The sequence below is a fragment of the Lentzea cavernae genome, from assembly GCF_014653695.1.
GTDB classification, from domain to species: Bacteria; Actinomycetota; Actinomycetes; order Mycobacteriales; family Pseudonocardiaceae; genus Lentzea; species Lentzea cavernae.
The window spans coordinates 385,600-400,058 of the sequence record NZ_BNAR01000007.1 but is presented as its reverse complement, the minus strand read 5'-3'; the positions used below and the strand labels follow the sequence as shown (position 1 = coordinate 400,058).

Annotated in this window: 13 protein-coding genes; 5 read left to right on the top strand and 8 right to left on the bottom strand. The window is 70.1% G+C overall.

What is annotated here, in order from left to right; genetic code table 11:
• Positions 1-15 precede the first annotated feature (15 nt).
• On the bottom strand, positions 16-1,398 hold the full coding sequence (locus IE307_RS24845; protein ID WP_191301608.1) for an HsdM family class I SAM-dependent methyltransferase: 1,383 nt from the start codon (positions 1,396-1,398) through the stop codon (positions 16-18).
• Positions 1,399-1,450: 52 nt separating this feature from the next.
• Between IE307_RS24845 and IE307_RS24840 the strand changes: the two genes are divergently transcribed.
• Positions 1,451-2,149 carry a PP2C family protein-serine/threonine phosphatase gene (locus tag IE307_RS24840; RefSeq protein WP_191301606.1) on the top strand — a complete coding sequence of 233 codons (699 nt, stop codon included), beginning with the start codon at positions 1,451-1,453 and terminating at the stop codon, positions 2,147-2,149.
• 687 nt (positions 2,150-2,836) lie between these two features.
• Here the strand turns inward: IE307_RS24840 and IE307_RS24835 are convergent.
• The 3 genes from IE307_RS24835 to IE307_RS24825 all read right to left on the bottom strand — a co-directional run bounded on the left by IE307_RS24835 (position 2,837) and on the right by IE307_RS24825 (position 6,544).
• A complete protein-coding gene (locus tag IE307_RS24835) occupies positions 2,837-4,612 on the bottom strand; it encodes an alpha/beta hydrolase (RefSeq protein ID WP_229905028.1) in 1,776 nt (591 codons plus the stop codon).
• 178 nt (positions 4,613-4,790) lie between these two features.
• Complete coding sequence (locus IE307_RS24830) at positions 4,791-5,684, bottom strand: helix-turn-helix transcriptional regulator (protein ID WP_229905027.1); 894 nt, start codon at positions 5,682-5,684, stop codon at positions 4,791-4,793.
• A gap of 38 nt (positions 5,685-5,722) precedes the next feature.
• Entirely contained in the window at positions 5,723-6,544 is an 822-nt protein-coding gene (locus IE307_RS24825; RefSeq protein WP_191301604.1) for an oxidoreductase, read from the bottom strand.
• A gap of 132 nt (positions 6,545-6,676) precedes the next feature.
• Here IE307_RS24825 and IE307_RS24820 point away from each other — a divergent pair, with 132 nt between their 5' ends.
• Positions 6,677-7,204 carry a TetR/AcrR family transcriptional regulator gene (locus IE307_RS24820; RefSeq protein ID WP_191301602.1) on the top strand — a complete coding sequence of 176 codons (528 nt, stop codon included), beginning with the start codon at positions 6,677-6,679 and terminating at the stop codon, positions 7,202-7,204.
• A 6-nt stretch (positions 7,205-7,210) separates the two neighbouring features.
• On the opposite strand, the gene cobF is transcribed toward IE307_RS24820, so the two are convergent.
• Genes cobF through IE307_RS24805 form a run of 3 tightly spaced genes read right to left on the bottom strand, consistent with a single transcriptional unit; the run spans position 7,211 to position 9,295 of the window.
• Complete coding sequence (gene cobF / locus IE307_RS24815) at positions 7,211-7,954, bottom strand: precorrin-6A synthase (deacetylating) (protein WP_191301600.1); 744 nt, start codon at positions 7,952-7,954, stop codon at positions 7,211-7,213.
• Between the two features lie 13 nt (positions 7,955-7,967).
• A complete protein-coding gene (locus IE307_RS24810; protein ID WP_191301598.1) occupies positions 7,968-8,609 on the bottom strand; it encodes a peptidylprolyl isomerase in 642 nt (213 codons plus the stop codon).
• Positions 8,610-8,635: 26 nt separating this feature from the next.
• The gene (locus IE307_RS24805) at positions 8,636-9,295 is read right to left on the bottom strand and encodes a DUF2306 domain-containing protein (RefSeq protein ID WP_191301596.1); all 660 of its coding nucleotides are present in this window, start codon (positions 9,293-9,295) and stop codon (positions 8,636-8,638) included.
• A gap of 130 nt (positions 9,296-9,425) precedes the next feature.
• Between IE307_RS24805 and IE307_RS24800 the strand changes: the two genes are divergently transcribed.
• The 3 genes from IE307_RS24800 to IE307_RS24790 all read left to right on the top strand — a co-directional run bounded on the left by IE307_RS24800 (position 9,426) and on the right by IE307_RS24790 (position 11,549).
• Positions 9,426-9,845, top strand: a complete 420-nt coding sequence (locus IE307_RS24800) for a DUF2690 domain-containing protein (RefSeq protein ID WP_191301594.1) — start codon at positions 9,426-9,428, stop codon at positions 9,843-9,845.
• A 74-nt stretch (positions 9,846-9,919) separates the two neighbouring features.
• Entirely contained in the window at positions 9,920-10,351 is a 432-nt protein-coding gene (locus IE307_RS24795) for a hypothetical protein (protein ID WP_191301592.1), read from the top strand.
• A gap of 343 nt (positions 10,352-10,694) precedes the next feature.
• Complete coding sequence (locus IE307_RS24790) at positions 10,695-11,549, top strand: M23 family metallopeptidase (protein WP_373306035.1); 855 nt, start codon at positions 10,695-10,697, stop codon at positions 11,547-11,549.
• A gap of 1 nt (position 11,550) precedes the next feature.
• Here IE307_RS24790 and IE307_RS24785 read toward each other — a convergent pair whose 3' ends face one another.
• Positions 11,551-14,223, bottom strand: a complete 2,673-nt coding sequence (locus tag IE307_RS24785) for an AfsR/SARP family transcriptional regulator (protein WP_191301588.1) — start codon at positions 14,221-14,223, stop codon at positions 11,551-11,553.
• Positions 14,224-14,459 lie beyond the last annotated feature (236 nt).

Genomic DNA, 14,459 nt, shown 5'->3' with positions numbered 1-14,459 from the left:
GGGGAAGCCTAACCTTCACGCCGGTCCGACCTGTCCGCCCAGCAGACCCGCGTACCCGAGCCCGACGAGCGCCGCGGCCTCCGCGAGCCCGTCCTCGAGCGCCTTGAGCTGCTTGAACGTCCTGCCGTACCGGCGTTGTGCGTCGATCGGCAGCGACGGGACCTGCGTCCTCCTGACGTCGAGCCGGGTCGAGCCGGTCGGCGTGCGGGCGAACGCGGCGCGCAGCACGCCCTCGAGGAAGTCGGGGTCGACCTTGCGCGGGTCGATCTCGTACGTCGCGCCGGTGGGGGACAGGACGACGTGCTCGCCGGGCGCGGCCCTGACCAGTTCGCCGATCGTCGTCATCGGGGGAGCGTCCTGCCCGCGCAGCTCGGGGAGCTGAGGCAGCGCGAACGCCGGCTGGGCCGCGAGGTAGGCGGACGCGTCGGTGCCGTTGCGGCGCGACGGGCTGAGGTCGACGTCGTCGTCCAGCAGGTCGATCACCCGCGTGTTGGGGTCGAGCGGTCCGGGCGTCTCCAGCAGCGCGATGTGCTCGGGCGCGCGGCCGATCGGGTTGCGCAGCAGCCACAGGTCGCGTCCCGGCTGCACGGTCATGACCGCTCTGACGGCCCCCGCGCGCAGGAGGTTCCCCCTGATGCGCTTGCCCGGCCTCCTGGACGCCGCCGCCGACGGCATCAGCACGGCCGCCAGGCCACCCGGCTTGGTCAGCGACAGGCAGTGCTGCAACCAGGCCAGCTCGGGCTCACCGCGCGGCGGCAGGCCGTAGGTCCAGCGGGCGTCGCCGACCAGCTCCTCGTGCCCCCACGCCCTGTCGTGCCACGGCGGATCGCACACGACCGCGTCGGCCTTCTCCTGGACCCCGTTGTGCCGCAACGAGTCGCCCGTGAAGATCTGAGCGTGCGGCAGCCGGCGCCGTGCGATGACCGCGGACACCGGGTCGAGCTCCTGCCCGATCTTGTTCCGCGCCTTGGAGGCCTTCAGCAGACCGCCCGTGCCGCACGCGGGGTCGATCACCGTGTCGCCGTCGGTCGTGGCCAGGACGACGTCGATCACCTCGGGTGGAGTGGGGTTCAACAGCCGTGAGTGGGCTTCGAGGTAGCGCTCGTGGAGGAACTCGAAGGTCTCCGCGTCCGTCTCGATCGAGGCGAGCGCCTCACCGAGCTTCAGGTCGTCGTGGGTCCGCAGCTGGGTCCACAACCGCTCGGCCGGCGAGACCCGGAACGGCTTCCCGTTGCGCTTCAGCCATGACTCGACGTCGCGAAGCAGGTACAACGGACTGGAGGCCGTCCCGCCGACCGGCGCCGGGAAGTCCTCGAACCGCCGCCGCCAGTTCGACACGGCGGCCCGCCCCACCTCGGCGAGCCGCGCGATGTCCCCGGCGTTGACCGTCTCATCCATGTTCACAACCGTATTGCTTGTGAACTCACTTCACAACTGATCTACTGGAGTCATGACACACGAGCTGCGCATCGCCGTGGCGACCGATCCTGGGCTCGTCCGCGAGCACAACGAGGACTCGGTCTACGTCCGCCCCGACCTCCAGGCGGTGGCGGACGGCATGGGCGGCCACGAACACGGCGAAGTGGCCAGCGCGCTCGCAGTCGACGTCCTGGCCACCTGGGAGGGCGACGACCTGGGCCCGGCCGTGGCCGAGATCGCCAGAAGACTCGACGCCGAAACCCCCCAGGGCGCCGGCACCACCCTGACCGCCATCCGCTGGGACGGCCTCGCCTTCCAGCTCGCCCACATCGGCGACTCCCGCGCCTACGTCCTCAGGGAAGGCGAACTCCGCCAGATCTCCCACGACCACACCATGGTCCAGGCCCTCGTGGACGCCGGCCGCATGACACCGGAAGAGGCCCTCGTCCACCCGCGCCGCGCGTACGTGCTGCGCGCCCTGCAGTCCGGCAACTCCCACGACCCGGACCTGACCTGGCACCAGGCGAAGGTCGAGGACCGGTACCTGTTGTGCAGTGATGGCCTGACTGATTACACGGATCTCGAGGACGTGCACGAGATCCTGCTGTCCACTGAGGACGGGACTGAGGCTGCGTGGCAGTTGGTCGCGTTGGCCAACGGCAACGGTGGGCCGGACAACATCACCTGCGTGATCGTGGACGTGGTGCGCAAGAAGTGGTGGCAGCGCTAGAGGTTCGCGCCGGCTTCGGCTGACTTTTCGGCAGGGCCAGGCGCTTGATCTCACGCTCGCCGACGGCCTGATCGCTCGCAGGTAGCTGCTCCGCGACTCCTTCGCCTGCCGCGACTCCCTCGCCCCGCCGCGACTCCCTCGCCCCGCCGCGACTCCCTCGCCCCGCCGCGACTCGCCGCCCTTGCCGCCACGCCCGCGGTTCTGGTGCGACCCTGCCACCGCCCCGCCTTCCGCGTTCTCGCTGCTGCGGCAGCACGCTTCCCATGTCCGCCTCTGGCCGCGCTCGCCTCTGGCCGCTCACCACTCCTGGCCGCTCACCATTCCTGTCGCAGCCCGCCTCCGTGTTCACCCCTGGCCGCCAGCCACCTCTGCTGCCCTGCTGCCCGGCCACCCGTGCTGCCGCCCTGCCGCTTCCCGCCACCCCTGCCGCTTCCCGCCACCCCTGCCGCTTCCCGCCACCCCTGCCGCTTCCCGCCACCCCTGCCGCTTCCCGCCACCCCTGCCGCTTCCCACCACCCGTGCTGCCGCCCGCCACCCCGGCCGTTCCTCACCAGCCCGGCCGCCGCCCACTCCTTCTCGCCGCACCACCTCCGCCCCTCCGCGCCCCCTCTGCCGCACCACCACCGAAGGCCGCGCATGGAAACGGCCCCCGGCGCATCGCGCCGAGGGCCGCAGCTCAACAGGGTGTTACAGGTTGGCCGGCATGCCCGACTCGTCGGCCGCCGCCGTCGAAGACCCGCTCAGCAGGTCCTTGACGATCTTGTTGGCCTCCTTCACGGCCGGCGTGATCATCTTGATCTTCACCTTGCCGTTGGTGAGCTTGCCGCCGACCTCGAACGTCTTGTCCTCGTTCGGCAGCGGGAGCGCCTGGCAGCCGGTGAACTGCTTGCGCGGGGTGATGCCGGTCTGGAAGTAGGCGACGACCGGGTCGTCGACGCAGTCCGTGTTGTACGGGAACAGGCCGTGCGAGCCCTCGTTGTCGACGCTGATCAGCTTCGCGTTCGGCAGGGCTTTCGCGGTGGCGAGGCCGCCCTCGTAGGCCGTGGCGGCGTCGAGCTCGGCCTGGGCGACGAGCAGGCGCGGGAAGGTCTTCTTGTCCGGCTTCGGCATCGAGGTCTTGGCCGGCCAGTAGGCGCACAGCGGGGTGGCCATGAACGGCGCGATGAACGGCGCGTTCACGGTCAGGTCCGCGAGCCAGTAGTTCCAGTAGTGCAGGTTCTGGTTCCACTGGCCGTCCTGGCAGCGGATCGCCTCGAACGACGCGTCCCAGGTCTCGACCTCGGCGGCGGCGGTCGTGGTCTTGACCGCGACGCGCTCCTTCTTGGCGATGGCGGCGAGCGCGTTGTTCTTGGCCTTGGTGATGAACGCCCTGTTGTCGTCGGTGAGGCCCGGGACCGTCAGCATCTTCGCGACGATCTGCTCGACCTTCTCGGACGGCGAGGCGGCGGTCTCGGAGGCGGCGTCGATCACCGAGGCGACCGCGGAGGCGGCCACGTGGTACTGCGAGGTGTCGTACATCGCGGGGATCACGAACCAGGCGACGAAGAGCTGCCCGACGAACTCGCGGGTGCCGCCGGCCTTCTCCCAGTTGCGGCGGATCTCCATCGGGTCGGTGCCCTGGCCGTACTTGGCGTCGCTGCGCGCCATGAACGGCAGCAGCGCCTCCTGGAACTGGCGGTCGCGGGTGCGCGGCTGCAGGTCCCAGGTGTTCTCGAGGGTCGACTGCGAGGCGTCGACGGCCGAGTCGAGCAGGAAGCGGTGCGCCTTGCTCGGGAACGTGGCGGCGTACCAGGTGCCGAGCCACGTGCCGTAGGAGTAGCCGATGTAGCTCGTCTTCTTCTCGCCGAGCACGACGCGGATGAAGTCCATGTCGTAGGTGGTCTGCTCGGTGGTGATGAACTGCGTCAGCGGGTTCTCGAGGCAGCCGTCGACCTTCGCCTTGTTCAGCACGTTGACGTCGGTGCTGTTCGGGACGGTGTAGCTGCAGGTGAGCGGCGTGGAGAGGCCGACACCGCGCGGGTCGAAGCCGATGAAGTCGTACTGGCCGGCGAGAACCGGGGCGCGCAGCGCCATCGCCGCGCCCCACGGCAGGCCGGAGCCGCCGGGACCGCCGGGGTTGACCAGCGCGATCCCCTGGCGGCTGGTGCCCTTGTACGCGGTCTCGGTCTTGGAGACGCGGATGCCGATCGTGTTGCCGTCGGCCGGGTTGTGCCAGTCGCGCGGGACCTGGATGGTCGCGCAGGCGAGACCCTTGACGGTCTTGAACTTCTCGACGGTCGCGGGGTCGACGCCGGGGAAGGTGCACTCCTCCCAGGTGACCTTCTGGGTGGCGAGCGCCCCCGCGAGCTTCTGCGTGTCCGGGTCCTGCTTCGGTGCCGCGCCCGCCGCCGGCGTGAGCACGATGCTCGTCGCGATCAGCGCCCCTGTGACCGCGGCGATTCCGCCTCTGAAGTACTTCCTCACGGTGTGGATCTCCTTCTGCCCCCGCACGGCCGGGTGGGGCCGCGCTTGCATCAGAGGAGAAGGGGTGAAGCCCGCGTTTAACACTCCTGGGTGATGGCAGAAAGTCGCCATGTCTGGAAACCGTCACCGATCGTGTTCACAGAGTGATGAAGATCAGTGTCTCGATTACCAGTGGTGACTAGAGCCACCCGCGCCGTGACGCCTGCACGCCGAGCTGGAACCGCGTCTGCGCGCCGAGCAACTGCTGCAGCCGGCTCACCCGGCGGTGCACCGTGCGGTCGCTGATGCCGAGCTCGCGTGCGATCGACTCGTCCGTCAGACCGGCGCTGAGCAGCGCCATCAACTGGCGGGTGGCCGTCGTCGGCTCCGCGTTGGTGTCGTCCTGGCTGCCGGGGGTGATCGACACCGCCATCCGCCAGAACGCCTCGAACAGCTCGATGAGCGCGCTCAGCAGCACGGACGGGTGAATGAGCAGCGCCACGACGTTCCCGCCCGTGACCGTGGGCACCGCGATCAACGCCCGGTCCGAGTCGGCGATCACGAGCTTGAGCGGCACGCCGGGGAACGTCCGCGCCTGCTCGCCGACCGCGATGCTCTCCTGCACCGACGCGAAGCCCCGTTCGGTCTGCAGCAGCGCCGACTCGTACACGACCCGGTAAGCGATGCCGCGGGCCAGTGCCGGGGGCTGCGCGGGACTCGCCTCCGGCTGAGGGCTCAGGTACGAACCGGGGTCGAGCGCCCTGATCCCCGACTTGGCCTGGCTCTGCATGTCCTCGAACGCGCAGATCACCTCGTCCGCGTCCTTGAGCACCTCGACGAAGTCGACCTCCTTCGCCCCGCGCTCGGCGTAGGCGGCGGCCAGGAACTCCGCGGTCTCGCGCGCCCTGACGGCAGCGGCCTCGTGACCGGACGCGATCGCCGCCAGCGCCGACCGGGGCGGCCGCACGTCGTCGTTCCTGATCAGCCCGAGCCGTTCGAGCTCCTCGCGCGCCCCGCTGGACCCCGCGTCGCCGTCTCCCCGCAGCATCGCCAGGTAGAGCTTCTCGGCCTCCGGCGACAGCCCCTCGTGCACACGACTCCCCTCGGTGGTTCTGAACCGAAGGTACCTGCTCAGACACGCCCCGCGCGGCGCATGGCCCCGAGGAACAGGGCGTCGAACCCGCGGTCGGGCAGCACCCTGCGCGCGAACAGGATCGGCCCCGCGCCGAACCCCGCCGCGTACCTCGTCTTCGGCCTGCGGGCACGCGCCGCCTTCACGATCACGTCCGCGATGACCTTCGGGTCCGAGCCGCGCTCGACCTGCCCGAAGAACGCCGACAGCTGCCGCACCTGCTCCCGGTAGGCACCCTCGCCGGACCGCTTCCGCAGGTTCTCGACGGCGATCCCGCCCCACTCCGTCCTGATCGCGCCGGGCTGGATCACCACGACGTCGATCCCGAACGGCTTCAGCTCCAGCCGCAACGAGTCGCTCAGTCCCTCGACCGCGAACTTCGTGGAGTGGTACCAGCCGCCGAGCGGCTCGTAGATCTTGCCGCCGATCGACGACACGTTCACGATCCGCCCGCTCTTCTGCGCACGCATGTGCGGCACGACCAGCTGCACCAGCCGCGCGAGCCCGAACACGTTGACCTCGAACTGGTACTTGCCCTCGGACAGCGGCACGTCCTCGAACGCCCCGTACGACCCGTAACCGGCGTTGTTCACCAGCACGTCGATCCGCCCGGACTCGGCGATGACCTGCTTGACGCCCGCGACCATCGACTCGTCGTCGGTCACGTCCATCTCGATCACCTTGATGCCCTGCGCCGCCAGCCCTTCCATCCTCTGCACCCGCCGAGCCGCCGCGTAGACGGTGTAACCAGCTTTGTGCAGCTCAACGGCCGTGGACTCGCCGATCCCCGACGACGCTCCCGTGACCAGTGCGACCTTCATGACGACTCCTGACTGACCGGTTGGCTGGATTAACCAACTGTTTGGTTGCTAGAACCAGGCAACCACGGATCCGACCGGCTGTCAACTAAACGGTTAGTTGCCAGGACCAACCGGTTGGTTAAGATGGGGGACGTGGCGAGGGACAAGGAAGCGACGAAGGCAAACCTGCTCGAGGCGGCGCTGGACGAGTTCGCCGAGTACGGCATCGCGGGTGCGCGCGTCGACCGCATCGCGGCCAAGGCCGGGTGCAACAAGGCGATGATCTACGCCTACTTCGGCAGCAAGGAAGGGCTGTTCGACGAGCTGCTGAAGATCCAGATCGACCGCGTCGTCCGGTCGGTGCCGATCACGCCCGAGGACCTGCCCGGCTACGCGGGCAGGTTGTTCGACGCCTACGTGGAGGAGCCGCGCCTGCTGAGGCTCGCGGCGTACCACCGGCTGGAGAACGGCTTCGAGTCGATCCCCGAGCCCGAGGCAGCGGCGCACCGGCACAAGATCGAGGCCATCGGCCAGGCCCAGATGGAAGGCAGGATCACCGCCGCGTTCAACGCCACGGATCTGCTGGACCTGGTCGTGCACATGTCGATCCTCGCGTTCAGCACCCCGAACGCGAACAGGGACCTCGTCGTCCGCTCCGTCGAGCGGCTGATCGCCGAGTGACGACGATCAAGGGCGGCGCAGCAGGTAGGTGTCCATGATCCAGCCCTTGCGCGCACGGGCCTCGTCGCGCACCGACCGGATCTCCGCCGCCACGTCCCCGACGCGACCGGACACGAGGATCTCGTCCGGCATCCCGAGGTAGGCGCCCCAGTAGATCCACGTGTCCGGGTCCACGCCCTCGAACGAGTACGACGCGTCCAGCATCACGGCGACGTCGTCCACATCGGACGGCCACCCGGCGGCCAGGCGGCGGCCGGTCGTGATCTGCACCGGCTTGCCGACCTGGTTCAGCGACACCCGGTGGCCGGCCGTCAGCGCCGCCACCGACGTGACGCCGGGGATCACCTCCACGGAGAACTCCGAGCCGCGTGCCAGCAGGTCGTCGAGGATCGCCAGGGTCGAGTCGTACAGGGACGGGTCGCCCCACACGAGGAACGCGCCGGTCTCGTCCTCGCCCAGTTCGCCCAGCAACGAGAGCACCACGTCGGCGCGGTCGCGGCGCCAGGCCTCGATGGTCGCGGCGTAGTCGGCGGGGTTGCGGTCGCGTTCCGGGTCCCGGCCCTCGACCCAGCGGTACGGCCGCGAGACGTGCTCGGTGAGGATCGACGCGCGCAGGTCGACGAGCTCCTGCTTCACGGAACCCTTGTCCAGCACGAAGTACACGTCGACCGTCTGCAACGCCTTCACGGCCTGCACCGTCAGGTGGTCGGGGTTGCCCGCGCCGATACCGATGACCAGGATCTTTCGCACGGGCACACACTAACTACCGGGCGAGGACGTGCAGGATCCTGACCGGCTTCTTCGGTGCGCCGTCGAGCAGGCCGTCCGGCTGCGGCACGATTCCGGCCTTCACGATCCGGTCCAGCGTGTCCATGCCTTGGGTGACGTGACCGATCACGGTGTAGACGGGCTGGATGTTGGCGAACGAGTGCACGATGAAGAACTCGCTGCCGTTCGTCCCCGGACCCTGGTTGCCGTACGCGATGGTGCCGCGCGCGTAGGTCTCCTTGCCCGTCACCTCGTCGGCGAACCGGTAGCCGGGCCCGCCCTCCTCGGCGCGGTAGATGTCGCCGCACTGCAGCACGCCCAGGCGCGTGGTGTCGGTCAGCCGCCAGCACTGCGACAGCGTGTAGAACCAGCTCCGCGCCAGGTGGGCGAAGTTCTCCACGCCGCACGGGGCGTTGGCGCGGTCCAGCGACGCGATGACCACGCCGTAGTTGGTCACGATGGTGACCTTCACCGTGCCCTTCGCCGGGACGACGGCGCCGGGCGGCTGGACCGGGCGGGCGGCCGGGTTCTCCGGCGTCGGGATGAACTCGCACCTCGCGGTCGGTGCGGCTGCGGGCGCGGCGGACGCGACCGGGGCGAGGACGACCATCATCAGCACAGCGAGCAGTAGCCTCATGAACGCCGACCGTAGTCGCCAGGACGTCAGACGGGAACGGCCTCGCGCTGCTCGGCCACGGCCCGGCGCCGGGGCTTGCGCTCCAGCCACCACTGCGAGGCCAGCAGCGGGATCGTCCACCCCGCCCACGTCGAGATCCCGGCGATCGTCTGCGGCAGCTCCGCCTCCGGCACGCGGTCGGCCAGCAGCAGGAACCCGATCACGCCCCAGATCCGGTTCGTGATGATCGAGACGGTCAGCACGAAGCTGCGGATCATCCACTTGCGGTGGTCGCGGAACTGGCGCCGCCGCGCCGCGCGCCACGCCAGGAGGGTGAAGGTCAGCCACAGCACCGAGAGCACCACGGTGCTGACCTGCGCGACCGGTCCGAACGGGGTCATCCAGCCGATCACCAGCCCCGACACGCCGGCGGGCAGGACACCGGCCAGCACGTAGACACGGCCGACGCGGCGGTGCCACGAGGGAAAGCGTGCACGGAACCACGGCCAGATCTGCACCACGCACGTGAGGATGGCGATCGACGCGCAGACGACGTGCACGACGAGCAGGGGGTAATGCGGTCCCCAGTCCGACTGCACGCGTGCCTGCAACCGATCACCGGTGAGGTAGGGCGGCAGCGAGAACGCCACGAAAGCCACCACCACGAACGCCAACGGGCCCACCCAGGGCTTGCGCAACCACGTCATGGCGCCACCATGGCCACCCCCGCTGACCGCTCGCGCACCGATCGCTGACGTGCCCTTCTGACACCTCGCTGACATCTGACGGGGTGTAGCTGTCAGGTCGCTGTGAGCGCCGATCAGCAGAGTCGGCGCCATGAAGCCGACAGTCCTGATCGCCGCGGCCGCGTTCGCGCTCCTGATGGCGCCGGACGCACAGGCCGCGTCCTGCAGCGGGCGCGGCTGCAACGACAAGGACCCCGTGTCCGCCGGGTGCAGCGGCGGTTCCACGACTGCCGACACCGCGCCCATGTACACGGGTGGCACCGCGGAGCTGCGCTGGTCGCCCGGCTGCAGGACGAACTGGGTGCGCGTCTCGAACTACTCGGGCGGCGACTCGGCTCTGCGCGTCACGGTGTGGTCGGGCAGCGACCACGTCGGCTTCGTCGCGGCGGGAACGCCCGGCAACCACTGGGGAAACATGGTCTTCGCGCCCGGCTGTGCCCGCGGCGAGGTGCTCTACGCCGACTCCGACGGCGTGCACCGCACCGCCCGTCTCGCGTCGAGCGCTTGCTGAGGGGGCGCGCCGTGACCGGCTACATCACCGACTGACCGACCTGCAGCACGTTGTAGAACCATTGAGGGAGAAGCATGTTCAGCAAGATCGCCAGCGCGCTCGGTGCGGCCGTGATCGTGGGCGGCGCGATGCTCGGGCTCAGCGCGCCCGCGCAGGCCGAGTCGGCGCCGGGCTGCGGCCCCGTGACGCAGATCGGTTCCACCGCGTACATCACGAGCGGCGGCACCACCATCGGTTCGGTCAAGCAGTTCAAGGGCTGCAACAAGAACTGGGCCTACACCTACGTGTGGGAGGGCTTCCGCTCCTCGCACTCCAACTGGGAGGTCTGCGTCTCGGTCGCCACCGGCTCCAGCGCGCCCTACTCGCTCGAGGGCCTGCAGTGCCACGGCAAGAAGGCCGACAACTGGTCGTCGGGCACGAACACCCTGAGCGTGTGCACCCACGCCGTCGGCAACATCAAGTGGAGCGGCAACACCCCGACCGCCCGCACCAGCATCCGCTGCTGATCGTGAACCAGACCGTTCTCACGGCGGTCACAGCCCTGGTCGTGCCGGCGCCCCTCACGGGCGCCGGCACGGCTCAGGCCCGCGCGTTCACCGCGAAGTCCCAAACTGGTAAGAGTTATCCCTACCTCTGGGGAGCCGGTGGCAAGGGTGACGCGTCCTACGGCGTGCACCACCACCCGGACAACGACCCCCACCACGCACGTCGCCCTCTGTTCGGGCGACGACAAGATCCTGGAAGCCCCGCCGCCACGCGACGGCAGCAGCATCAGGACCAGCGAGCTCGGCAGACACGGCACTCCGCACACGAAGGTCCGCCGGATCTTCGGATGACGAGGGGATGAGCATGGACGTCAAGAGGATGATCTCGGGGGTCGCCGGCCTGGCGATCGGGCTGGGAGTGCTGGTGCTCGGTGGCCCGCAGGCCAGCGCCGCCACCAACTTCGAGCTGCCTTTCCCGTGTGGGCAGACGTGGTCGGGGCAGACCAGGACCAACCACAGCCCGCAGCTCGCGATCGACCTGAACCGCGGCGCGGACGAGGGTGACGCCGTCGTGGCGTCCGCGTCCGGCACGGTCAGCAAGGTCCGCAACGAGGGCAGCACGAGCTACGGCCGGTGGATCGAGATCAACCACGGCAGCGGCTGGACCACGCGCTACGCCCACCTCTCCGCGCAGAAGGTGTCGGTCGGCCAGAGCGTCTCGCAGGGCCAGACCATCGGCAACGTCGGCAACACCGGCGGTTCGACCGGCGCACACCTGCACTTCGAGCAGCTGCTGAACGGGTCGCCGCAGAAGATCAAGTTCTCCGGGACGACGATCCTGTACTACGGCACCAAGAACTACAAGTCGAACAACAAGTGCGGCGGCGGTGGCACCACCAACCCGTACACGCCGGAAGAGGCCTGTGGTGACGGCTACAAGGTGATCGACGGCGCCAACGTCACCGGTGCCCGCGTCTCCCTGCTGTACAACGCGTCCAACGGCTACAACTGCGTCGTCGCGATCAAGACCACCAAGATCGGCACGGCGTCGGACGTCGGCGCGTTCCTCGAGGTCCAGGGCGAGGCCCGCACGACCGACCGCGACGAGTACGGCTACTACGCCGGTCCGGTGAAGAAGAAGGCGCCCGGCAAGTGCGTCAAGTGGGGCGGCGTGGTCGGTTCCTCCAGCTACACCAGTGGTTTCGAGCACTGCGGCTGAGCTAGCCGATCAGACTCTCCAACAGGTCGTCCCTGCGCAGACCGGGTGTGCCGAGCAGATCGGCCGCCCGGTCCGCGTGCGTTTCCAGGCCTGCCCTGGCGAGCACGAGGTGCGCGACACCCTCTCCGTAGCGGTCGCCGCGAGCGCTGGTGATCTCCAGGCAACGCTCCGCGTCCTTTGTGGCCGGTGATACTTTTCCCAGAGCCAGCAACACTTCCGCGCGGCACAGCAACGCCTGCCACTCGTCGTTGTGCTCGCCCGTCGCCCGGCACAGCGCGATGCACTCGCTCAGCGCGGTTTCGGCCTCGTCCAGCCGTCCGAGCTTGAACAACGCCTGTCCCCGCGAAGCCAGCGCGTACGCGGTTCCGGCCTCGTCCGCGTGCTCACGCGCGAGCGCGAGACTCTCCGAGGCGGCGCTGAGCGCTTCCTCGTACCGCCCGGCGACCTGGTGCACCTGAGCCAGCGCGGACAACGGAACCCGTTGCGCACCAGCGGGTCCGTGCTCCGAGGTGAGCTCGATCGCGCGCTCCAGGGTGGACGCGGCCTGCTCCAGCTCGCCGAGCTCGCGCTGGATCGTCCCGATGCCGGCGAGCGCACGCCCCTGCCCGAACGGGTCGTCGGCGCGTGCTTCCAGCACTTCTTCCAACTGGGCGCGGGCCGTCTCGAACGAACCGATCCGGCGGTTCGCCGCCGACCGCACCAGGAGCGCGGTCTGCACCGCGGCCGAGGTGCCGGCGGTGCGCGCGGCCTGGTCCGCGATCTGCCCCAGCTCGACCAGGTCCGCGACCCTGTCCTGTTTGAACAGGTGCGGGTAGAGCATGTGCGCGATGGCCAGCCCGTGCTCGGCCAGCGCCGGGTCGGCCACGGTGGAACGCGCTGCCGCCAGCAGGTTCTCGGCCTCGTCGGTCAGCCACCGCAGCGGTTCGTCGACCGCCTGTCCGGCCGCGGAGTAGGTGAGCGCGCCATAAGCGTGCGGCCTCAGCTTCTTCAAGGCCGCGGAGAGCGTCGAGCGGTAGTGCGCGAGAGCACGGCCGAGCGCCTCCTGCCTCTCGTCGTCCACCTGCTCGGCGCCGAACAACCGCAGCAGGTCGTGCACCCGGTACCGCTCCGGGCCGCACGGCTCCACGAGCTTGGCGTCCACCAACGGGTCCAGCGCGCGGTCCACGTCGGCCTGCCCGAGCAGCGCCCGCACCACGGGCTCGCCGACGGTCGGAACGTTGAGGCAGCACAACAACGTGAACGCCCTGGTCGAGGCGGCCCCGAGTCCTTCGAGGCCCAGCTGGAAGCTCGACCGGACACCGAGGTCGTCGAAGTCGAGCTCGTCCAGCCGGTGACGCCGGTCCGCGAGCCGCTTCGCCAGCGTCGCCGTCGTCCAGTCCGGCCGCGACCGCAGCCGTGCGGCCGCGATCGTCAGCGCCAGCGGAAGGTGGTCGCAGGCGCGGGCGACCTGGCGGGCCGCGTCGCCGTCGTCGCCCAGCAACCGCAGCGCGTCGTCCTCGGGCAACGGGTCGAGCCGCACGTGCCGGGCGCTGAGCGTCGCGAGCATCCGGCGGCTGGTGATCAGCACGGCCGAACCCGGCTCGCCGGGCAGCAGCGGGCCGACCTGCGCCGCGTCCACCGCGTTGTCCAGCAGCACCAGCACCTTCCGCCGGGCCAGCGTCGACCGGTAGAGCGCGGCGGCCTCGGAGTCGTCGGCGGGAACGGCCAGGGGAGGCGTGCCGAGCGCGCGCAGGAACCGCCGGACCACCTCGGCGGGGGACAGCGGCGAACGGCCCGGAGTGGCGCCGTGCAGGTCCACGTACAGCTGTCCGTCCGGGAAGCGTTCGGCCATCTCGTGCGCGGCCGCGGTGGCGAGCGCGCTCTTGCCCTGCCCGCCCGGCCCGTGCACGGCGACCACGGTGTCGGACGAGGCCGTGATCAGCGCGATCTCCGCACGGCGCCCGACGAACGGGTCGGGCGTGGCGGGCAGTTCGCGCGGCACGGCGGGGACGTGGCCCCTCAGGATCGCGGCGTGCAGGTCCCGCAGCTCCTGGCCGGGGTCGAGCCCGAGCTCCTCCGCCAGCAGCCGGCGGCCCTCGTCGTACGTCCTGAGCGCGTCGGCCTGCCGCCCGCCGCGGTGCAGCGCGACCATCAGCGCGCCCCGCAGCCGTTCCCTGGTCGGGTGTTCCGCGACGAGGGCGGTCAGCTCGCCGACGACCTCGTGGTGCCGGCCGTCCCCGACCGCCTTGCCGGCACGTCTCTCGACCGCGCCGAGGCGTTCCTCCTCCAGCTGGTCCGCGAGCCGGGTGTTCGCCGTCAGCTCGGCGAGCGCCGGTCCGCGCCAGTGCCCGAGCGCCTCGTCGGGGTCCTGCGCCTCGCGGAAGAGCCGCAGGTCGAGCGAGCGGTCGGGGACGTCGAGCCGGTAGCCGTGCCCCGACCACTCCAGCGACACCCCGGGAAGGCCCTTCAGAGCCCTCCTGAGCTGCGACACGTGCACCTGCACGGCCTTGCGCGCGCTCGCGGGCGGGTCGCCGTCCCACAGGATCGACATGAGGTGGTCGACGCCGACGGTCTGACCGGCGTGCAGGAGCAGCAGCACGAGCACCTGGCGAGGCTGGCCTGCGGGAACGTGCACGGCCCGCCCCTCGTGCGTGACGAGCAGCGGCCCCAGCACCCCGAACCGAACGCCGTCCACGGCCTCACGATAGTCCGTTGATCACCGCGGGGACCTCGCCGACAAGTTGTGATCGAGCAACTGTCAACGACGAAGGTCGCACGGAAGCCGCTTACCGACCGGTGGGTCGGGAATTATCCAGCACACAAGGTGCGCGAATCACCTTCGAGCAGCGAAAAGTCGTGCCAAAATCGTTCGGGGAGCACCGCGGGGACGGATCGGCGACACTCGAGATCAACGCCGCCGCAGCGGTGGAA